Below are 20,145 nucleotides of genomic sequence, written 5' to 3'. Positions count from 1 at the left end.
TCGCGCACAAGACATTCTTGAACCGTTGCTTGAGACGCGCGTGATTATTCTGGAGATTTCCTCCAGTTTTCCTTCGGGGCAGTTTCCGACAGGGGATGCGAAGGCTTGCTCATCACGAACCGCCTGATCACGGATCACGCGTAACGCCCCCGTGATTTTCAACGCGCGCGGAAGAACGCAGCTCGAGGCAATGAAGGCACTTTGGGCGAAGGTCGGCATCCGCGATGTCGAAACTCGCGAACAAGATCGCCGGCGAGCGCGAACGGGAGAGATCACGACTCACGCCTCTGCCATCGCAATAGGGATGCAAAGCCGCTTGACGAAGGGGACGAGCGTGCGCGGCTGATCGCATCGACAGCCGCAACCAGCTTCAGGGCAAAAGGCCGACCCGTGTTACGCCGACTTCTTCTTCGGCTTTGGCTTGGTCGCCTTCGGCATGACCGGTGCCTCCGGCGTGCCCTCGATCGAGGACAGGCGGCCGGCCGTGAAGGTGTAGATGCCGGCGCGCGGCCCGGTCGTCCACGTCACGACCGCAACGCGCCTGCCGGCGGCATCACCGGAGAGGTTGACGCTCGAGGGCGCGCCAATGCCGCGCACCACGTCGCATTCGGTGTGGCCGAGCGCGACGGTGCCGCCCATCGGAGCCGGCGCGGTCGTCGACGCATTCGCATCGGCCGGCCCGGGCGGCGGCGCCATGCCGGCACAAGCCCCGTCGGCGCTGACCAGATCCTCGGCCCCAACCGGCTTGTCGGGGGTCAGCGGCGGCGACTCAATCGAGATGCTTTTGATGAACAGACGGCTGGGCGTGTTGAACCACTGGGCATCCCTGGACAACAGATCGGTCCCGCCCGAACAGCCCGCGACCAGCGGGGCGACGGCCGCCAACGCAATTATGAGCGAGCTGGGAAGCTTTTGATGTCGCACGATAAACTAAATTCCCCGAGTGAAGGATCGGCCCTAAGCAATTGTAGCAACATCACTTTGCGGCACGAAGGTGACAAAAGCCATCATCACCCGAAAAGTGCAAATTATCATTAATTGCGAGCGACGGCTAATTCCGCTTCTGCCATCGGCCCCGCTCGTCAGCCTGCCAATAGGTGACATCAAATCCCCGCGCCTTGCAATCCGCCCAGGCGCTGCGGGCGAACGCAAGCGCGTCCGGATCGTCGCCATCGAACAGCAGCACCATGCGCTCATAGCCCTGCGCGTCCTGCGGCAGCGCGGCGTTGTCGACGAGGAAGCGGACATTGGCACCGTTCGGATTGTCCTCCTCGACCGCCAGCACGATCGGCTGATCGGCGGCGTCGCTGACCCGCCATGTCGCGTGCGGCAGGAAGGAATCGTCGCGATAGGTCCACAAATGGGCGTCGAGCGTATCGGCGCGCTCCGGCGAGGTCGACTGCACCACGACGCGCCAGCCGCGCTCCAGCGATTTCTCGAGAAGCGGCGGCAACACGTTCTCCACCGTCATGTTTTGCAGATGGTAGAACAGGACTTCAGTCATCTCGGGTCATTTGCGTTCGTAATGGTCGGCGACCAGACGGTCGAGCAAGCGAACGCCATAGCCGCTTCCCCAGCTGTGGTTGATGTCGGTCTTCGGCGCCCCCATGGCGGTCCCGGCGATGTCGAGATGCGCCCAGGGCGTGCCGTCCACGAAACGCTGCAGGAACTGCGCCGCGGTGATCGAGCCGCCATGGCGGCCGCCGGTGTTCTTCATGTCGGCGAACTGGGAATCGATCAGCTTGTCGTATTCGGGGCCAAGCGGCAGGCGCCAGACCTTCTCGCCGCTCTCGATGCCGGCCGCCAGCAGCCGCTCGGCAAGCTCGTCATTGTTGGAGAACATGCCGGCATGCTCGGTGCCGAGCGCGACCACGATGGCGCCGGTCAACGTCGCCAGATCCACCATGAATTTCGGTTTGGTTTTCTTGGCGACGTACCAGAGCACGTCGGCAAGCACCAGGCGGCCTTCCGCGTCAGTGTTGATGATCTCGATGGTCTGCCCCGACATCGAAGTGACGATGTCGCCCGGGCGCTGCGCGTTGCCGTCCGGCATATTCTCGACGAGGCCGATGGCGCCGACGACGTTGACCTTGGCCTTGCGTGCCGCGAGCGCATGCATCAGGCCGACGACGCAGGCAGCGCCACCCATGTCGCCCTTCATGTCCTCCATGCTGCCGGCCGGCTTGATCGAAATGCCGCCGGTGTCGAAGCAGACGCCCTTACCGACGAAGGCAACCGGCGCCTCACCCTTCTTGCCGCCGTCCCAACGCATGATCACGGTGCGGCTCGGCCGCGCCGAGCCCTGGCCGACGCCGAGCAGCGCGCCCATGCCGAGCTTGTCCATCGCCTTGACGTCGAGCACCTCGATCCTGACGCCGAGTTTTCGGAGCAGGCCCGCGCGGCGCGCGAACTCCTCGGGAAAAAGCACGTTCGGCGGCTCGTTGACCAGGTCGCGCGCAATGACCACGCCGTCCACGATCGCAGCGGCCGATGCAAACGCCCTCTTCGCGGCGACGACATCGCCGACCGCAAACGAGACGTCGGCGCGCGTGCCGCCCTCCTCGCCCTCCTTCTTCTTGGTCTTGTAGCGGTCGAACTTGTAGGTGCGCAGCCGCAGCCCCGAGGCGATCGCGACCGCCTGCTCGCTCGTCATGGCGCCATTGGGCAGTTCCGCCATGACGGTCATGGCCGCCGCCCCGGCCGGAAGCTTGCTCGCCGCCACGCCGCCGAATTTGAGGAAGTCGTTGGCCTTCAGGCCGGCCGCCTTGCCGGCGCCGATCACGATCAGGCGGGTGGCCTTCACGCCCTCGGGTGCAAGGATGTCGAGCGCAGCACCGCTTTTGCCCTTGAAGGCGGCGGCGGTGGCCGCCCGCTTCACGAGTTCGGTGGCGCCGCCGAGCGCCTTGGCGGTCGCCGGGCCGAGCTTCAGACCGTCATCGCAGAACACGACCATGATGCCACGGACGGCGGCAGACAATGGAACGAAGCCGACCTTGATGGCATCGGACATGAGTAACTCCTCAAAAACATTGCGCTTTTTACCGATCGGCGGCCCCGGCCACAGGCCGGAGCTGAACGGCGATTCACTGAGCGTACCGCACTATGGCCACCGGCCCGGCAGATGCCAAGCACCCCCCGTGGCCGAGGGGCCACAACGAGGGAAATATTAACCATATATTGAGGGTGCCACGGGGCAGCCATTTTGTTGACGGATCAAAGGGATGGTACTGAGAGAGTAAGCTGGCGGATGAGATGGTTGGCCGACCTTGGGGATCCTCTTGCGGGGATTGGTTGGACAGCCGGAATTCCGGCCGGCATTGGGGACTTGGTGGGATTCGTGCGGTAGCGCATGGGGTCAATCGATAGGTATATCTTCCGCACGACGCTCGCGTCGTTTGCGCTGGTCCTGGTCAGCCTTACGGGCGTGATCTGGATTACGCAGGCGTTGCGCGGCATCGACCTGATGACGAGCCAGGGTCAGACCATCCTGACCTTCCTCGGCATCACCAGCCTCGTCGTGCCCGCGCTGGTCCTGATCATCTCGCCGATCGCGCTGATGATTGCGATCTCGCATACGCTGAACAAGCTCGCGACCGATTCCGAGATCATCGTGATGAATGCCGCCGGCTTCTCGCCGTTCCGGCTGTTCTATCCGTTCTTCTACGCCACCTGCGTCGTGGCGCTGCTGGTCGCCTTCATCGCGGCCTATCTCGCTCCCGACGGCATGCGGCGGATCAAGCAGTGGGACGCCGAGATCACCGCCGACGTGCTCACCAACATCCTGCAGCCCGGCCGCTTCGCCCAGCTCGACAAGAACCTGACGATCCGGATTCGCGAACGCCAGCCCGGCGGCATCCTCGCCGGCATCTTCATCGACGACCGCCGCGATCCGAACGAGCGGGTCTCGATCGTCGCCGAGCACGGCGAAGTCGTGAAGAACGACAACGGATCGTTCCTGGTGCTGGAGACCGGCAATCTCCAGCGATTCGAGGCCGGCAAGCGCGATCCCGCGCTGGTGGCGTTCGGCCGCTACGGCTTCGACATGTCGAAGTTCTCGGGCCAGGGCCGCGATGTCACGCTCGGCATCCGCGAGCGTTATCTCTGGGAGCTGCTCTCGCCGTCCGAGGACGACCCCGTCTACAAGCAGATTCCCGGCCAGTTCCGCTCGGCCCTGCATGACAGCCTGCTGGCGCCGATCTATCCGTTCGCCTTTGCCGTGCTGACCTTCGCGTTTCTGGGTGCGCCTCGCACCACGCGCCAGAGCCGCAACTTCTCGATCGGCTCATCCATCCTCGCCGTGTTCGGCCTGCGCATGGCCGGCTTCGCCTGCTCGGTGATGGCGGTGAAATCGCCGGGCGCGGTGCTGGTCCAATATGCGATGGTCATCGGCGCCATCGGCCTCGGTCTGGCGATCATCATCGGCGGCCTCGTTGTCGAGCCGCCGCCGCGCCTCATGGAGGCCATCAACAGGTCGAACGCGCGCATCGCGCGGCTGTTCCGACGGCCGGCCACCGCATGAGCATGCTCACCAACACACTCGGGCGCTATTTCGCCGGCCGTTTCGTGGTCGCGGCGCTCGGCGTGTTCGCCAGCATTTTCCTGTTGCTGGTGCTGGTCGATTACATCGAGATGGTGCGCAAGACCTCGGGGCTCGCATCCGCCTCCGCAGTCATGGTGGCCGAGACCTCGCTGTTCCGCGTGCCGCAGCTGCTGGAGAAGCTGACGCCGTTCTGCATGCTGATCGGTGCCATGACCTGCTATCTCGCCCTCTCCCGCCGGCTCGAGCTCGTGGTCGCGCGCGCCGCCGGCGTCTCCGCATGGCAATTCATCTCGCCGGCGCTCGGCAGCGCGCTCCTGATCGGCGTGATCGCCACCGTCGCCTACAATCCGATGTCGGCAAATCTGCGCGAGCTCTCCAAGCGCATGGAAGCCGAGCTGTTCGGCTCGGCACCCGGCGGCGGCATTCAGGACGCCTCCGGCTTCTGGCTCAATCAGGTCACCAATGACGGCCAGACCATCATCAACGCGGCGCGCAGCGAGCAGCAGGGCGTCCGGCTCACTGGGCTCACCCTGTTCCGGTTTGACACAGAGCAGCACTTCAAGGAGCGGGTCGAGGCGCGCGAGGCGACGCTCGAGGCCGGCCGTTGGCTGTTCAAGGGCGTCCGCCGCTTCTCACTGGATTCGCCGCCGGTCGATCAGGCCAGTCTGGAGATTCCGACGACGCTGACCGAGGCGCAGGTCCGCAACAGCTTTTCCACACCCGAAACTGTGTCCTTTTGGCAACTACCGAGCTACATCCGCTCGTCCGAAAGCTCGGGCTTCGCGACAGCCGGATACCGACTCCAGTATCAGAAGCTTCTGGCACAGCCGTTTTTGCTTGCGGCCATGGTGATGCTCGCGGCTTCCGTGTCGTTGCGCTTCTTCCGGATGGGCGGCGTGCAGAAGATGGTTTTGAGTGGCGTGGGCGCAGGCTTTCTGCTCTACGTTCTGTCGAAAGTGACTGAAGATTTGAGCAAGGCTGAGTTGATGCATCCGATCGCTGCGGCGTGGTTGCCCGTGGTGGTGGGCGGCCTCACCGGCTTTTTGGCCTTGCTGTATCAGGAGGACGGATAGTGACGGCCGTCCACCGCGGGCCCGTGTCTCATTTGACGCGGCGCACATTGGTGCGCGCGAACGGGTGTGGCTTGTCCATTCGCAGGTTCCTGCTTGCTGTCGCTGCCGTGGTATCGCTCGGTGGCGTGGTGGACGTTGCCGCCGTTGCGCCGGCCTCCGCCCAGAGCTTCACCTACAATCCGCTGCCGCCGCGTGCGAAGCCGCCGAAGGCCGTCAACGACAACCAGATGCTGGTTCAGGCGACCGAGGTCGACTACGACTACAACAATTCGCGCGTCTCCGCGGTCGGTAACGTCCAGCTGTTCTACAACGGCACCAGCGTCGAGGCCGACAAGGTCATCTACGACCAGAAGACCAAGCGGCTCCATGCCGAAGGCAACATCCGCATGACGGATGCCGACGGCAAGATCACCTATGCGGAGATCCTGGACCTGTCCGACGACTACCGTGACGGTTTCGTCGATTCGCTGCGCGTCGATACGGCCGACCAGACCCGCATGGCGGCGAGCCGCTCCGATCGCTCCAGCGGCAACTACACGGTGTTCGAGAACGGCGTCTACACGGCCTGCGCGCCGTGCAAGGACGATCCGAAGAAGCCGCCGCTATGGCAGGTCAAGGGTGCGCGCATCATCCACGACCAGCAGGAGAAGATGCTGTATTTCGAGACGGCGCAGCTCGAATTCTTCGGCGTGCCCATCGCCTATATGCCCTATTTCTCGACGCCCGACCCGACCGTGAAGCGCAAGACCGGCTTCCTGATGCCGGGCTTCACGTCGAACACGCCGTTCGGCTACGGCGTCGAGGTTCCGTTCTACTGGGCGATCGCGCCCGACATGGACGCGACCTTCAGCCCGCGCATCACGTCCAAGCAGGGCGTGCTGTTCCAGGCCGAATTCCGCCAGCGCCTGATGGACGGCGCCTATCAGATCCGCGTCTACGGCATCGACCAGCTCGATCGGAGCGCGCTCGCCGGCCAGCCCGGCGACAAGCAATTCCGCGGCGCCGTCGACACCAAGGGTCAGTTCGCGCTGAACGACAAATGGGTCTGGGGTTGGGACGGCGTCCTGATGTCCGACTATTATTTCTTCTCGGACTATCGGCTGTCGCAATATCGCGATCCGCTCGGCTCGTTCCTGTATCTGCCGACGGATGCGCTCTCGCAGCTTTACCTGACCGGTGTCGGCAATCGCAGCTTCTTCGACGCGCGCACGATGTACTGGCTGAGCTACTCGGGCAACCAGAGCCAGGTGCCGGTCGTCTACCCCGTGATCGACTATTCGAACGTGCTGAACTATCCGGTCTTCGGCGGCGAGTTCAGCTACAAGACCAATTTCGTGAACCTGTCGCGTGACACCGCGGTGTTCGATCCGATCACGACGCTCGCCAACACCAACAGCCTGTGCACGACGGCATCGGCCGATCCGCTCGCGCGCACGCCGTCGCAGTGCCTGATGCGCGGCTTCCCGGGCACCTACACCCGCCTGACGGCCGAAGCGCAGTGGCGCAAATCCTTCACCGATCCGTTCGGTGAAATCTGGACGCCGTTCGCCATTCTCCGCGCCGATGCGATCAACTCCTCGGTCTCCAACCAGCCGGGCGTGTCGAACTATCTTCCTGTCGGCGACACCCAGGCGTTCCGCCTGATGCCCACCGTGGGCCTCGAATACCGCTATCCCTTCATCAACGTTCAGCCCTGGGGCTCGACCACCATCGAGCCGATCGCGCAGATCATCATTCGGCCGAACGAGACCTATGCCGGCAAGTTCCCGAACGAGGACGCGCAGAGCATGGTGTTCGACGCCTCGAATCTGTTCAGCGTCGACAAGTTCTCCGGCTACGACCGTGTCGAGGGCGGCGGCCGCGCCAATGTCGGCGTGCAGTCCACCACGCAGTTCGACAGGGGCGGCGCCATCAAGACGCTGTTCGGCCAGTCCTACCAGCTGTTCGGCATGAACTCCTTCGCGGTCCAGGACTCCATCAACACCGGCGTGGATTCCGGCCTGCAAAGGCCGCGCTCCGACTATGTGGCGAGCGCCGCCTATTCGCCCAACAGCACCTATACGTTCAGCGTTCGCTCGCGCATGGACGAGCAGACCTGGAACGTCCAGCGCTTCGAGGCGGAAGGCCGCGCCAACTTCAACCGCTGGTCCGTCAGCATGCTGTACGGCAATTACGCGGCGCAGCCGGAACTCGGCTATCTGACCCGCCGCGAGGGCATCCTGACGTCGGGCTCGATCAAGGTCGCGGCCAACTGGGTGGTCACGGGCTCGGCGCGCTGGGACCTGGAGGCCAACAAGATCAACCAGTATGTGCTCGGTGCTGGCTACGTCGACGATTGTTTTGTGCTCGGCTTGAACTATGTAACAGCGTATAGCTATTCCGCAGGCGCGACGCCGCCCGTGCTGAACCACGCGATCATGTTCCAGATCGGCCTGCGCACGCTGGCGAACACAGCGACGACCAGCAGTTCCGGCAGCGGTCTCCAGTGATTGGTTTGAAGGTGCCGGCCGCGTGTTCCCGATCGCAGGTTCACCGCGGCTGACATGCGAGCGACAAATATGACGATCCCATTGCCTGTCTTCCGCCTCTTCCTCCTCCTCACCGCCCTGCTCCTGGCCGGCACGCCGTCGCGCGCGCAGAACATCGTCGTGATGGTGAACGGCGATCCCATCACCGACTTCGACATTGACCAGCGCTCCAAGCTCGACCAGCTGACGACGCAGAAGACACCGGCCCGTCAGGAGGTCATCAACGAGCTGATCGACGACCGGGTGAAGATGAAGGAAGGCAAGAAATACGGGGTCGATCCCGGCGTCTCCGACATCAACCAGTCCTACGATGGCATGGCGCAGCGCATGCGCATCTCGCCGGACCAGCTCACCAAGTCGCTCGAGGTCAAGGGCGTCCGCCCCGAAACCCTGAAGAGCCGCATGAAGGCCGAGATGGTCTGGAGCAGCCTGGTGCGCGGCCGCTTCAAGGAAAAGCTGTTGGTCGGTGAGAAGGACGTCGCGCAGGCCGTGCAGGCCCAGACCGGCGACAAGCTGCAGATCGAGGGCACCGAATACAAGATGCAGCCGATCGTGCTGATCGTGCCGCGCGGATCGTCGCCGGCGTTCCTGGAGACGCGGCATAAGGAAGCCGAGCAATATCGCTCGCGCGTCGGAAGCTGCGAAGAAGCCAATTCGTTGTTCCGCTCCACGCCGAACGCCACCATCCGCGACATCGTCACTAAGACCACCGCTGAATTGCCCGAGGCGCTACGCAAGGTCCTCGACGACACGCCGATCGGCCACCTCACCGCCCCCGAGACGACCAAAGCGGGCATCGAGATGGTGGTGCTGTGCTCGCGCAAGCCGACCATGATCGACACGCCGAAGAAGCGCGAGGTCCGCGAGAAGATGTATCAGGAGAAGTACGAGAAGACCCAGAAAGCCTATCTCGAGGACCTCCGCAAGGCGGCGATGATCGAGTATCGCAACCGCTGATGGCCCAGCAGCCTACCAAGCCTCTCGCCCTGACGCTGGGAGAACCTGCCGGCATCGGCCCCGACATCACTATCGCAGCCTGGCTCAAGCGCCGCGAACTGGACCTGCCCGCCTTCTATCTGCTCGGCGACGAGGCGCTGATCGCGCGCCGCGCCAAAGCGCTCGGCGCCGACGTCAGGATCGCTTCGGTGAGCGCCGGCGAGGCCGGGGCCGCTTTCCCTGAGGCCCTGCCCGTGGTCGCGACCGGCGACGAGCCCGCGAGTGCCGAGCCCGGCAAGCCCGACGCATCGAGCGCGCCGGCCGCGCTCGCCTCGATCCGCCAGGCGGTCACTGATGTCCGCGACGGTCGCGCCGGCGCCGTCGTCACCAATCCGATCGCCAAGAGCGTGCTCTATCGCGCCGGCTTCCGCCATCCCGGCCATACCGAATTCCTCGCCGAGCTCGCCGCGGAAGACGGCCGCGTGCCGCAGCCGGTGATGATGCTGTGGTCGCCGCGGCTCGCCGTGGTGCCCGTGACCATCCACGTCTCCTTGCGCGACGCACTGGCCCAGCTCACCAGCGAGCTGATCGTCTCGACCGTGCGCATCGTCGCGACCGAACTCAAATCCCGCTTCGGCATCGCCATTCCGCGCATCGCGATCTCCGGCCTCAATCCGCACGCGGGCGAGGACGGCTCGCTCGGCCACGAGGAGCAGACCGTGATCGCGCCGGCGATCAAGACGTTGCGCAGCGACGGCATCGAAGCGAAGGGACCGCTCCCCGCCGACACCATGTTCCACGAAGCCGCGCGAAACAGCTACGACTGCGCCGTCTGCATGTACCACGACCAAGCTCTGATCCCGATCAAGACGGTGGCGTTCGACGACGCGGTCAACGTCACCCTCGGCCTGCCCTTCATCCGCACCTCGCCCGACCACGGCACCGCCTTCGACATCGCCGGGACCGGCAAGGCCAATCCGGCAAGCCTGATCGCCGCGTTGAGGCTTGCGAGCCGGATGGCGGCTGCGAAAACCCGATGAGCGCGATCGACGACCTCCCGCCGCTTCGCGAGGTCATTCGCCAGCACGCTTTGTCGGCCCGCAAATCGCTCGGCCAGAACTTCCTCCTCGACCTCAATCTCACCGCGCGCATCGCGCGTGCGGCGGCTCCGCTCGAGGACTCTACCATCATCGAGATCGGCCCCGGCCCGGGCGGATTGACGCGCGCCTTGCTCGCGCTCGGCGCCAGACGCGTCATCGCCATCGAGCATGACGAGCGCGCGATCCCTGCCTTGCAGGATATTTCCGCGCGCTATCCCGGCCGTCTCGAGATCGTGCATGGCGACGCCATGACCTTCAACCCGCGCCCGCTGCTGTCGGGCGAACGAGCAAAAATCGTCGCCAACCTGCCCTACAACATCGCGACCCACCTTCTCGTCGGCTGGCTCACCACCGAGCCCTGGCCGCCCTGGTACGACATGATGGTCCTGATGTTCCAGCGCGAGGTCGGCGAGCGCATCGTGGCGCGCGAGGACGACGAGGCCTATGGCCGGCTCGGCGTGCTCGCCAACTGGCGCTGCGAGACCAAGATCCTGTTCGACATTGGGCCGTCCGCCTTCGTGCCGCCGCCGAAGGTCACCTCTTCCGTCGTGCGACTGATCCCGCGCGAAACGCCTCTCGCCTGCGATCGCAAGCTGCTCGAACAGGTCGCCGCCGCCGCCTTCGGCCAGCGCCGCAAGATGCTGCGGCAAAGCCTGAAGGCGCTCGGCGCCGATCCCGCGCGGCTCGCCGCAGCTGCGGGCGTCGACGCGACGCGGCGCGCGGAGACCGTTCCGATTTCCGGCTTTGTTGCCATGGCCCGTGAATTGGCCAATATACGCAGCGAAACAGAGAGATAATTTCGGAGGAAGAAATATGGCGTTGATGCGTCGGCAGTCCCTTGTCAAGTTCGATGCGCCGCTGTGCGAGACCATCGTTGACACGCCGAAGCCGCAAGGAGGCGAGGTGCTGGTGCGCATCGAGCGCTGCGGCCTCTGCCACTCCGATCTGCACATCCAGGACGGCTACGCCGATCTTGGCGGCGGCAAGAAGCTCGACACCACGCGCGGCATGACGCTACCCTTCACGCTCGGCCACGAGATCGCGGGCGTAGTCGATGAAGTCGGCCCCGACGTGTTCGCCGGTCTCGTCGGCAGCAAGAAGGCGGTGTTTCCGTGGATCGGTTGCGGCCAGTGCCGCGACTGCGCCAATGGCGACGAGAACCTCTGCGCCAGGCAGCGCTTTCTCGGCGTCTCCATCGACGGCGGCTTCGCCACCCACGTGCTGGTGCCCGACGCGAAATATCTGCTCGACTACGATCCCCTGCCCGTCAACCAGGCCGCGACCCTGATGTGCTCCGGCGTCACCGCCTATGGCGCGCTCAAGCGCCTGGTCGACCGACCGCGCCAGCGCAACCTCCTGCTGATCGGCCTCGGCGGCGTTGGCATGATGGGCCTTTCCTTCGCGGCGGCCATGTTCAAGCAGCCGATCACGGTCGCCGATCTCAGCGGTGCCGCGCGCGAGACCGCGCTGAAGAACGGCGCGGCGGTGGCCTACGATCCGGCCGAGCCCGACGTGATCAAGCGCATCCTCAAGGAAACCGATGGCGGCTTCGACGAGATCGTCGATTTCGCGGGCAATGAGAAGTCCATGGCTTTCGCGGTCGCGGTCGCCGCGCGCGGCGGCAAGATCGTGGTCTCCGGCCTGATGGGCGGCCAGTTCACGTTGCCAATGGTGCAATGGGTCTACAAGCGCATGACCATCGAGGGCTTCATGGTCGGCACGCTCACCGAGGCTCACGAGCTGATGGCGCTCGCCCGCGCCGGCAAGATCAAGCCGACGCCGATGCGCGAGGAGCCGATGGGCGACGTCCAGACCTGGATCGACGAGCTTCGCGCCGGCAAGGTCGTCGGCCGCATCGTGCTCAAGAACTAGCGCCGTAGAAGATCGACGAACGCAGGGCGGCGGAATCCATTTCTCGCCGCCCGCTTCGTGGACGGCGATTAACTCGAAATTGACGCAAGGCGGGGTTCCGAATTGGGGAACCCGCTCCCTGCGGATTATGGTCCTCGCCAGCTCTCTTATTGGAATTCTGGCAAGACCATGCAGACCATCCGCCGCTTCCTCGCCGACGAGTCCGGCGCCACCGCGATCGAGTACGGCCTGATCGCCGCCGGCATCGCGCTCGCGATCATCGCCGTCGTCAACAATCTCGGCGCGACGCTGAACAAAAAGTTCACCTCGATCAGCAGCTCGCTGAAATAGCGCGGGCACGCTCGTTAATACACGGCATTCGTCTGTCCCGCGGAACGGCAACGGCCGCGCCGCGTTGGCAGCCATGTCCATTCGCTGCACCGTCGAGAACGCATTCTTCATCGCCTGGAGCTTCCTGGAGCAGAGCGGAGAGCTCGGCTCTCCGGACGAGACGGCGAACGTCCTGCTCGACGCCATCGAGGCCCAGCTCAGGACCGGTGAACGCCGGCAACTGATGCTCGCCAACAGGGCGATCGATGCCTATCGCGCCCACGCGGAAAAAAGCCGGCCCGCGCATGATTGCGAAGCACGCTTCGGGTGACGAACATCCTCGCCGCCCTCGGGCCCGCCGGCCCGGCGGCGTTTGAGGTATAGGCCGGCGGTCCGTCGGGCAGAGCGCACGGGCTGCGGCGCCCCGCATCGGGGACGCTACGCCGATCCGCGCCCCTGTTGTGTGCACTCCTGCACAGAGTTCGTGAAGTTGAAGGCCGCCGGGTTCGGCAGCGCCATTTGCCTCGCGTAACATGCGCCTCGCCAGCGATTTCCGTAATTCCGCAGACCGGAGGCCAATTTTTCAACGCTTGGAAAACGCCTTGTGTGCACTTTGGAACCGTCGGCTCCGTCGCGGAAACGTAGAGTTCTGGCCGGTGCCGATTCCCGGCCAGAGCAAGACATGTGACCGGTCGGCCCCAGAACGATCTTCTCCAGCGGCTCAGCCGCCCGGATTTCGAACTGCTCGCGCCGCACCTCCAGCCGGTTGAACTCGAGGCGAGCCACATCCTGCATCACGCGGGCGACGAGGTCGCGGCGGTGCATTTTCCCTGCCGCTCGACACTCGTGTCGTTCGCCGTGCCGGTCGAGGACGATCGCGAGGTCGAAAGCCTGCTGGTCGGACGCGAGGGCGCGGTGGGCATTGCCGCCGGCCGCAGCGCCTCGCTGGCCTATTCGCGCATCGTCGTGAAGCTGGGCGGCACCCTGATGCGGCTGCCGCCGCGCGCGCTCGAGCAGGCCCAGCAGAGGTCGGCCACGCTCCAGCAGGTGTTCTCGCGCTACGCCGACTGCCAGTTCGCTCAGCTGCTTCAGACCGCGGCCTGCAATGCCGCGCATTCGATCGAGCAGCGCGCTGCCAAGTGGATCATGTCGGCGCAGGAGCACGTCGGCGGCCCCGAGATCCCTCTCACCCACGAGCAGCTTGCCGGCATGCTCGGCGTCTCCCGCAGCTATGCCAGCCGCGTCATCCAGATGTTCAAGGCGAGGCGGATCCTCGCGACACGCCGTGGCGCCATCCTGATCCTCGACGCGCCGGCGCTCGAAGCCAGAGCCTGCCGTTGCAACGATTGGGTGAAGAAGCATTTCGACGAAGTGCTCGGCGCGCGGCATCTGCCAGCGGCTGACATATTGCGGCCTCACGCGCGCGGCGGCGACTGACGCTTGAGATGCAGATAGGTCGGACTGAAGCCTCCGAGCCGCTGCAGTTCGCGCCATTTCAGCACGATCAGCTCGCTGTCGCGCAAGTCCATGGTCCCGCTCCGCCTGAGGTCGGCGAGCGTCCGGTTCACCGTCGCGATCGCCATGCCCAGCGTCTCGCCGAGCTGCGCCAGGCTGATCGGCAGGCGGCAGCGATTGCCGCGAACGAGTTGCGCGGCGCGGGCGCGGTAGAACAGCTCGCAGAACAGGTGTGCCATGCGCGTGTGCATCGGCCGGGCGCTGTTGTTGGTGATGGCCTCGCGAAAAATAGCCGCATCGAGCAGTGTCTCGCGCCAGACCGAGAGCGCGAAGGTCGGTCGTCGCCGGAAGGCAATGAACAATTCGCGATGCGGGATGAAGGCCACCGAGGCGGGCCCGAGGGCGCAGAGGCCATGGTCCATCTGGTCGATGAACAAGCCCTGGGAGTCCGGCAAGTCGCCGGACAGATGGAACGCGAGATATTGCCGCCGGCCGCTGTCGAGCAGATGGTAGCGCGCGATCATGCCGGAGACGACCAGCGCCGAATGCTCGGGTTCGTCACCCTGACGGATGAAATCCTCGTTCGGCGCGAACTCGCGCTGCACAAAGGTCAGCCCGCGAATTTCAGCGACATCTTCCTGTGCGAGCGCGGTGTGCTCGCCCAGGTTCCGGATCAGCACGTCATGGGCTTTTTCCATGTGTCCCGTTCCACGTATCCCGCCAAAAATCCTGCCGCTTCGATCAAATGATACATCTGTCCCATATCCAGCGGACTAGAACGCTGGTCGGAAGCACAGGTTGCTACCGGTCTGCGACATTACTTGGTCGCAGCCCACCGTCCCTCGATCGCGGACTGCACCCGCCATTCGCATGAGCTCTACGACGATCCTGAAGCGCATTCGCCACCTGTTCGCACCGGATTCGGGCGAGCACCTCGACAGTATCAGCCATGCCTTCCTGCAGGGCAGGTTGAAGGAGCCGGCGCAGCCGATGTCGGATCAGGAGCTTGCGCGCGCCATCCGCGAGTTCCAGGCGGTTCCCGTCTCCGATTGGACCATCGCAAAACTCTCCCAACGCCTGCTCGACCCGGCGATGCCGCGTGACGAGTGAAACACCTCCTCTTGTCCATGCCGCACCCGAAGTTCATCGCTCATCTCCAGGCGATTGAAGGCCTCTCGGAAGACGAACGCCGCCAGATCGCTGGCCTGCCGTCCACGCTCCGTCAGGTTTCGGACGGCGAGATCGTGCTGCGCCAGGGTGAAGATGCCTCTCGCTGCGTTTTCGTCGTCAGCGGCTTTCTCTACCAGGCTCGCATCGTCGGCGATCGCAGCCAGATCCTCGCCTTCCACGTTCCCGGCGACATGCCGTGCCTGCACACGCTGCTGGTCTCGCCGATGGATGCGGACCTCGTCGGTCTTGGCCCCACCATCGTCGGCTACGTCGCACACAGCCAACTCAAGCAGCTGCTCGACGGCTCCATTCACCTGACCCGCGCGTTCTGGCGCGAGACGCTGATCGATGCGGCGATCTCGCGACAATGGATCGCGCGCCTCGGTGCACAGGCGGCACTGCCGAAGGTAGCGCATCTGATCTGCGAGCTCGCCGCAAGGCTGGAGGTCGTGGGCCTCGTCAAGAACCGCCGCTTCCAGATGCCGATGACGCAGCGGCATGTCGCCGATGCCTGCGGATTGTCGATCGTCCACGTCAACCGCACGATCCAGGAGCTGAGAGGGCGCCGATTGATTGCCTGGGAGGGAAGCGAGATCGAGCTATTGCAACCCGACGAACTCCGCGCGCTCGCGGATTTCACGCCGGATTATCTGACCTGAGCGCGACGGGCAAGTTGGGGGACGCGCCGGCGCTCCAACGAGGCAAGCCCGGCCGACCTGCGTCCGGGACACGAGATGGAAGGATAGCGCACGCTGTCTCCACGCAGTCATTGCGAGCGCAGCGAAGCAATCCAGAATGCCGCCGCGGAAAGATTCTGGATTGCTTCGCTTCGCTCGCAATGACGAGGAGGCCGCGGTCCTGCCCCAAGCCCTCTCGCCGCACAAGGCCTGCACCGCGACCGGAGGCAATAGTGCATCGCTCCCGGGAAGAGCACGAAGGACACCGTTAAAACCATCCACGCAGGGAAGGCCGGGCGATCGGCCACCCCATCGGTCCACCCCGTCTGCATTCCTGTAGCGCACGGACCAACGGGTGCCGCCGGCGCCCGGCCTTCCCTACGCCCTTTGGCCTCCATTGGGCGATGAACGGCGGCAAGGCTCGGGCAGAATCTGCCGCGGGAACGTGCAAGCATGCGCCTCGCCTGCGAATACATAACGCAGCCTATCCGCGTCATGGCCGGGCTTGTCCCGGCCATCCACGCCTTGCCGCGCAGCACGAAGGACGTGGATGCCCGGCACAAGCCCGGGCATGACGGCCTGTACAAATGCCGCACCGCTTTTCGCCGGCGCGTGGGACTGCTAGACTGACGCCATTATTTTGGGGAATTTTGATGCGCGCGAGGATTTTCAGTCGCGTCCCGGGGCTGGCGACGCTGGTCGCAGCCCTGCTCGTCGTCGCCACGCTACCTGCATCGGCCGAGAAGCGCATCGCGCTCGTGGTCGGCAACTCCGCCTACAAGAACATCACGCCGCTCGACAATCCATCCAAGGACGCGAGCCTGATGGCGGAGACGCTTGGCTTGCTCGGCTTCACGCTGGTCGGAGGCCGCGCCCAGCTCGATCTCGACAAGGGCGCGATGGACCTGGCGGTGCAGAGCTTTGGCCGGCAGGTGCAGGGCGCCGACGTCGCGCTGTTCTATTATGCCGGCCACGGCGTGCAGGTCTCGGGCGCTAACTATCTCGTGCCGGTCGGCGCCAATCCGACGCGCGAGGCCGACGTCGACTTCCAGATGACCGACGTCAACCTCGTGCTGCGCCAGATGCAGGGATCGGGCACGCGCCTCAACCTCGTGATCCTGGACGCCTGCCGCAACAACCCGTTCGGCTCGCGCGGCCTGCGCGCCTCCGATGGCGGTCTCGCGCAGATGCGCGCGCCCGAGGGCACGCTGATCTCCTACGCAACGCAACCCGGCAACGTCGCCCAGGACGGCAGCGACGGCCACAGCCCCTACACAAAAGCATTGGCCGCGACGGTCCGGACCGCGGGCCTCGACGTATTCCAGACCTTCAACCAGGTCGGCCTCGCGGTGAAGCGCGCCACCTCCGGCGCGCAGCAGCCCTGGGTGTCGTCCTCGCCGATCGACGGCACTTTCTATTTCGTACCCCCGACGCAAACCGCCCCGCCGCAGGTCGCAGCGATGCAGCCTGATCCGTTGCCGGCGGATCGGCTGCGCGCCGATCCGGACCGCGTCCCGTTGCGCGATGCCGCCCTGCTGAGCGAACTCAGCGAGCGGCTCTACGAGCTCAATTTCGATCCTGACAGCCCTGACGGAATGACCCGCGCGATCACAAAGCTCCAGCAGCGGATTTCCATGGCGCCGACGGGCGAAGCCACCGAAGGCCTGCTGCTGCGGATGCGCAAGATGGAGGACCTGAAGCCATGGGGCTCGATCGTCTACGGCCCCGACGGCAGTAAATGGGGCATATCCTGGAACCACGCCTCGCGGCGGGCGGCGGTGGCGGATGCGCGCGGCAATTGCGCCGGCGCCAAATGTCCGATCGAGCTGTCTTTCTATGGCAACCGCTGCGGCGCGTTCGCGATCTCCGACAAATCCTGGTCGCTGGTCCAGCGCGACAGCGTGCAGCGCGCGAAAGACGCCGCGCTTGACGAATGCGGCAAGGCTGGCAAAGTTTGCCGCATTATCGGTTCCGTCTGTGCCGACGGCTCTGGCCGCTGATACGATTTTCATTTTGGATTTTTACGCATGCGCAATGCCGTCATCCCCGCGATTGCCCTCGCCTTCTTCCTGTCCGCCACCATCGCTCCACCGTCCGCCGTCGCACAATCCGGCAGCGCCGGCGGCTCGATCGGCAATGACGAGAAATCGCTGTCCGGCTCGCGATCGGACCGTTCCGCCGAGCCGGCGCCCTCGGCGCGTCGCAGCAAGCCGGCCGAGGAGCCGCGCAGCTCCTCGCGACGCGGCGGTGGGGGTGGTGGCGGCGGGAGTTTCGACGGCGCCTGGATGGTCGTCAGCGTCGGCTGCGGCGGCACCACGTCCGGCGCGGTCGTGGTTTCCTCAGGCAAGGTCATAGGCCAAGGCGTCACGGGTACCGTCAGCGCAACCGGCGCGATCAGCACGTTCGGTCAAGGCGATGGTGTGACCTTCACCGGCTCCGGCCGCCTCGCTGCCCGCAGCGGCTCCGGATCATTCCGCCGCTCAGACGGCTGCGGCGGAACCTGGACCTCAAGCAAGCAATAGCGGCGAAAAAGTCTGATCCCGCGGCGGAACGAACGCCGCGCAGGCCCGATTCAGGCCACATCCTCTCCGGATTTGCGGCTCATTGCCACCCAAGTCTTTGACGACAAAGGGAAGGTAACGAGTTGCGTCATGCGTAATCGGGAGACCAGGATGGGCAACCGCACCGCAAAATTCTTATCTGCCCTCGTAGGCAGCATCATTGCCGGCGCGCCACTTGCCGCCGTGTCGCAGAATGCCTCGACGCCGCCGAGCGCGGCAAATGCCGCGAGCGACTGCATTGGCTCGCCAAAGGGCGCCGCGCCGCAGGGCCAGCATTGGCATTATCGCCTCGAGCGCGCGACCAAGCGGCAGTGCTGGTATCTGCGTGCCGAAGGCGGCAAGGCCGCTCAAACCGCCCAGGCTGCGCCGGATACGCCTGCAGCGGATTCAGCCGTGCCGCAGCAGCACTCGGTCCAGGACGCGCGCGCCGAATATCTGACGCCGCAGAGCATCGTCACTGTGAAGACGCCTGCACAGGCGGGACCGGCGCCGACGCAGCAAGTTGCGAGCCCCTCCGCTGACGTCAACGCTCAGCAGCCCGCCGTCGCCGGGCGCTGGCCCGACGCCACCACGGCGTCCGCCGCGCCCACAGAGCAGCCATCGCCTGCACCTGTGGCGGCCGCTGCGCAGCCGACGACCACGAAGCCGGCGAAGTCCCCTGCTCCGATGGCTCTGGCCGCGGCCGACAGCACCGCCGACAAGCAGACCGGCTCGCTCCAGATGCTGCTGCTCGTGATCGGCGGCGCGCTGACGCTTGCCGGCATCCTCGCCAGCGTCATCTACCGCTTCGCCGGTGGACGCATCCGCGTCCAGGCCGCCGACCAGCGCCGCGTCAACTGGGACAATTTTGAGCCGCACGATCGCGACGATGGCCGTGCGCCCTGGCTCAACGCAGCGTCGGCCGGCGCGCCGCACGCTCGGCAGCCGCGCCCGGTGGATTTCGATGCCGTGCGTCCGCAGGCAGACCAGCTCAAGACCGCGCAGCTCGCCGCGATCGATCGCGAGATTGACGTGATCGACAAGCGCGTCCCGCAAGCGCACCAAGATGCCGCAGAGCTCGACGATGCCAATATCTTCGATGCCGATATCTTCAACGGAGAATTCCAGATCGAGGCGGCGCCGCGGCTCGCGGCCAATGACGTCAATGACGAAGAGCCGGCCGGTCGCGATGACGATACGGGAGTCGAGGACGCCATCGACATCGACGTGATCACGACGATGCTGGAACGGCTCGCGAAGGACGGGCCGCGGCTGACGCAGCCTAACCTTGAAGCTGACCTTGCAGACCTCGCACGAAGCCCACGAGGCCGGTCTGCCGCTCGCGCTTGAGGCGTTCGGCCTTCAGGATCGACTGCACCTCGGCGAAGGCCTCGTCGACGTCATGGTTGATGACGATGTAGTCGTACTCCGCCCAGTGGCTCATCTCGTGGCTGGCGCGGCTCATGCGCTTGCGGATCACCTCGTCAGAATCCTGCGCGCGCGAATGCAGCCGCTTCTCGAGATCGGCGGCCGAGGGCGGCAGAATGAATACACTGACGACGTCGGCGCGCGCCTTCTCTCGGAGCTGCTGCGTGCCCTGCCAGTCGATGTCGAACAGCACGTCCTGCCCGGCTGACAGCGCAGCCTCAACCGGCGCACGCGGCGTGCCGTAACTGTTGTCGAACACGGTCGCCCATTCCAGCAGCTGGTCAGCCTTCACCATCGCGGCGAAGGTGGCCTTGTCGACGAACGAATAATCCCTGCCGTCGACCTCGCCCGGCCGCATCGCCCGCGTGGTCGCCGACACCGACATTCGAAGGCCGGGCATACGGTCGATCAACATGCGCGACAGCGTCGTCTTGCCCGCGCCCGACGGCGAGGACAGCACGAACATCAATCCGCGCCGCTCGACACCATCAGTTCCGTGACCGCCAATCGTCATCGA

The 20,145-nt window shown here is 65.2% G+C and carries 20 protein-coding genes; 15 read left to right on the top strand and 5 right to left on the bottom strand.

Features of this window, described 5'->3' with window-relative positions; all coding sequences use genetic code 11:
• Positions 1-393: 393 nt before the first annotated feature.
• The 3 genes from N551_RS0127680 to N551_RS0127670 all read right to left on the bottom strand — a co-directional run bounded on the left by N551_RS0127680 (position 394) and on the right by N551_RS0127670 (position 3,010).
• Positions 394-885 carry a hypothetical protein gene (locus N551_RS0127680; protein WP_018459090.1) on the bottom strand — a complete coding sequence of 164 codons (492 nt, stop codon included), beginning with the start codon at positions 883-885 and terminating at the stop codon, positions 394-396.
• A gap of 166 nt (positions 886-1,051) precedes the next feature.
• Positions 1,052-1,504: a DNA polymerase III subunit chi gene (locus N551_RS0127675; RefSeq protein WP_027569684.1), complete on the bottom strand. Its 453-nt coding sequence runs from the start codon at positions 1,502-1,504 to the stop codon at positions 1,052-1,054.
• A gap of 6 nt (positions 1,505-1,510) precedes the next feature.
• Entirely contained in the window at positions 1,511-3,010 is a 1,500-nt protein-coding gene (locus N551_RS0127670) for a leucyl aminopeptidase (protein ID WP_027569683.1), read from the bottom strand.
• Positions 3,011-3,349: 339 nt separating this feature from the next.
• Here N551_RS0127670 and lptF point away from each other — a divergent pair, with 339 nt between their 5' ends.
• The 10 genes from lptF (at position 3,350) to N551_RS36350 (ending at position 13,795) form a co-directional block, all read left to right on the top strand.
• Positions 3,350-4,519 carry an LPS export ABC transporter permease LptF gene (gene lptF / locus N551_RS0127665; protein WP_027569682.1) on the top strand — a complete coding sequence of 390 codons (1,170 nt, stop codon included), beginning with the start codon at positions 3,350-3,352 and terminating at the stop codon, positions 4,517-4,519.
• Complete coding sequence (gene lptG / locus N551_RS0127660) at positions 4,516-5,613, top strand: LPS export ABC transporter permease LptG (protein WP_027569681.1); 1,098 nt, start codon at positions 4,516-4,518, stop codon at positions 5,611-5,613. Before lptF ends, lptG begins: the two co-directional genes overlap by 4 nt.
• Entirely contained in the window at positions 5,613-8,102 is a 2,490-nt protein-coding gene (locus N551_RS0127655) for an LPS-assembly protein LptD (protein WP_027569680.1), read from the top strand. Before lptG ends, N551_RS0127655 begins: the two co-directional genes overlap by 1 nt.
• A 69-nt stretch (positions 8,103-8,171) precedes the next feature.
• On the top strand, positions 8,172-9,098 hold the full coding sequence (locus N551_RS0127650; RefSeq protein ID WP_027569679.1) for a SurA N-terminal domain-containing protein: 927 nt from the start codon (positions 8,172-8,174) through the stop codon (positions 9,096-9,098).
• Positions 9,098-10,117: a 4-hydroxythreonine-4-phosphate dehydrogenase PdxA gene (pdxA, locus tag N551_RS0127645; RefSeq protein ID WP_027569678.1), complete on the top strand. Its 1,020-nt coding sequence runs from the start codon at positions 9,098-9,100 to the stop codon at positions 10,115-10,117. The genes N551_RS0127650 and pdxA overlap by 1 nt, the downstream gene beginning before the upstream one ends.
• Positions 10,114-10,974 carry a 16S rRNA (adenine(1518)-N(6)/adenine(1519)-N(6))-dimethyltransferase RsmA gene (gene rsmA, locus N551_RS0127640; protein ID WP_027569677.1) on the top strand — a complete coding sequence of 287 codons (861 nt, stop codon included), beginning with the start codon at positions 10,114-10,116 and terminating at the stop codon, positions 10,972-10,974. Before pdxA ends, rsmA begins: the two co-directional genes overlap by 4 nt.
• Positions 10,975-10,990: 16 nt before the next feature.
• Entirely contained in the window at positions 10,991-12,049 is a 1,059-nt protein-coding gene (locus N551_RS0127635) for an alcohol dehydrogenase (RefSeq protein ID WP_027569676.1), read from the top strand.
• Between the two features lie 168 nt (positions 12,050-12,217).
• Positions 12,218-12,379 (top strand): Flp family type IVb pilin, encoded by a 162-nt coding sequence (locus tag N551_RS0127630; protein WP_007609340.1) that lies wholly within the window; start codon positions 12,218-12,220, stop codon positions 12,377-12,379.
• A gap of 73 nt (positions 12,380-12,452) precedes the next feature.
• Complete coding sequence (locus tag N551_RS0127625; RefSeq protein ID WP_007609339.1) at positions 12,453-12,689, top strand: hypothetical protein; 237 nt, start codon at positions 12,453-12,455, stop codon at positions 12,687-12,689.
• 353 nt (positions 12,690-13,042) lie between these two features.
• Positions 13,043-13,795, top strand: a complete 753-nt coding sequence (locus N551_RS36350) for a Crp/Fnr family transcriptional regulator (protein WP_051462927.1) — start codon at positions 13,043-13,045, stop codon at positions 13,793-13,795.
• Here N551_RS36350 and N551_RS0127615 read toward each other — a convergent pair.
• A complete protein-coding gene (locus N551_RS0127615) occupies positions 13,774-14,511 on the bottom strand; it encodes a Crp/Fnr family transcriptional regulator (RefSeq protein WP_027569675.1) in 738 nt (245 codons plus the stop codon). The genes N551_RS36350 and N551_RS0127615 overlap by 22 nt on opposite strands.
• Before the next feature lie 172 nt (positions 14,512-14,683).
• On the opposite strand from N551_RS0127615, the gene N551_RS0127610 reads away from it, so the two are divergent.
• The 5 genes from N551_RS0127610 (at position 14,684) to N551_RS0127585 (ending at position 19,550) form a co-directional block, all read left to right on the top strand.
• The gene (locus N551_RS0127610; protein ID WP_027569674.1) at positions 14,684-14,923 is read left to right on the top strand and encodes a hypothetical protein; all 240 of its coding nucleotides are present in this window, start codon (positions 14,684-14,686) and stop codon (positions 14,921-14,923) included.
• 17 nt (positions 14,924-14,940) lie between these two features.
• Positions 14,941-15,642, top strand: a complete 702-nt coding sequence (locus N551_RS0127605; protein WP_027569673.1) for a Crp/Fnr family transcriptional regulator — start codon at positions 14,941-14,943, stop codon at positions 15,640-15,642.
• 671 nt (positions 15,643-16,313) lie between these two features.
• On the top strand, positions 16,314-17,660 hold the full coding sequence (locus N551_RS0127595) for a caspase family protein (protein ID WP_027569672.1): 1,347 nt from the start codon (positions 16,314-16,316) through the stop codon (positions 17,658-17,660).
• 27 nt (positions 17,661-17,687) lie between these two features.
• On the top strand, positions 17,688-18,182 hold the full coding sequence (locus N551_RS0127590) for a hypothetical protein (RefSeq protein WP_027569671.1): 495 nt from the start codon (positions 17,688-17,690) through the stop codon (positions 18,180-18,182).
• A 150-nt stretch (positions 18,183-18,332) separates the two neighbouring features.
• On the top strand, positions 18,333-19,550 hold the full coding sequence (locus N551_RS0127585; RefSeq protein ID WP_027569670.1) for a hypothetical protein: 1,218 nt from the start codon (positions 18,333-18,335) through the stop codon (positions 19,548-19,550).
• On the opposite strand, the gene gmk is transcribed toward N551_RS0127585, so the two are convergent.
• Entirely contained in the window at positions 19,483-20,142 is a 660-nt protein-coding gene (gene gmk / locus N551_RS0127580) for a guanylate kinase (RefSeq protein WP_027569669.1), read from the bottom strand. The genes N551_RS0127585 and gmk overlap by 68 nt on opposite strands.
• Positions 20,143-20,145 lie beyond the last annotated feature (3 nt).

The sequence above is a fragment of the Bradyrhizobium sp. URHA0013 genome, from assembly GCF_000518345.1.
In the GTDB taxonomy this organism is placed as follows: Bacteria; Pseudomonadota; Alphaproteobacteria; order Rhizobiales; family Xanthobacteraceae; genus Bradyrhizobium.
Note: the sequence above shows the minus strand (reverse complement) of the source record. Positions and strands in the feature narration are given on the sequence as shown.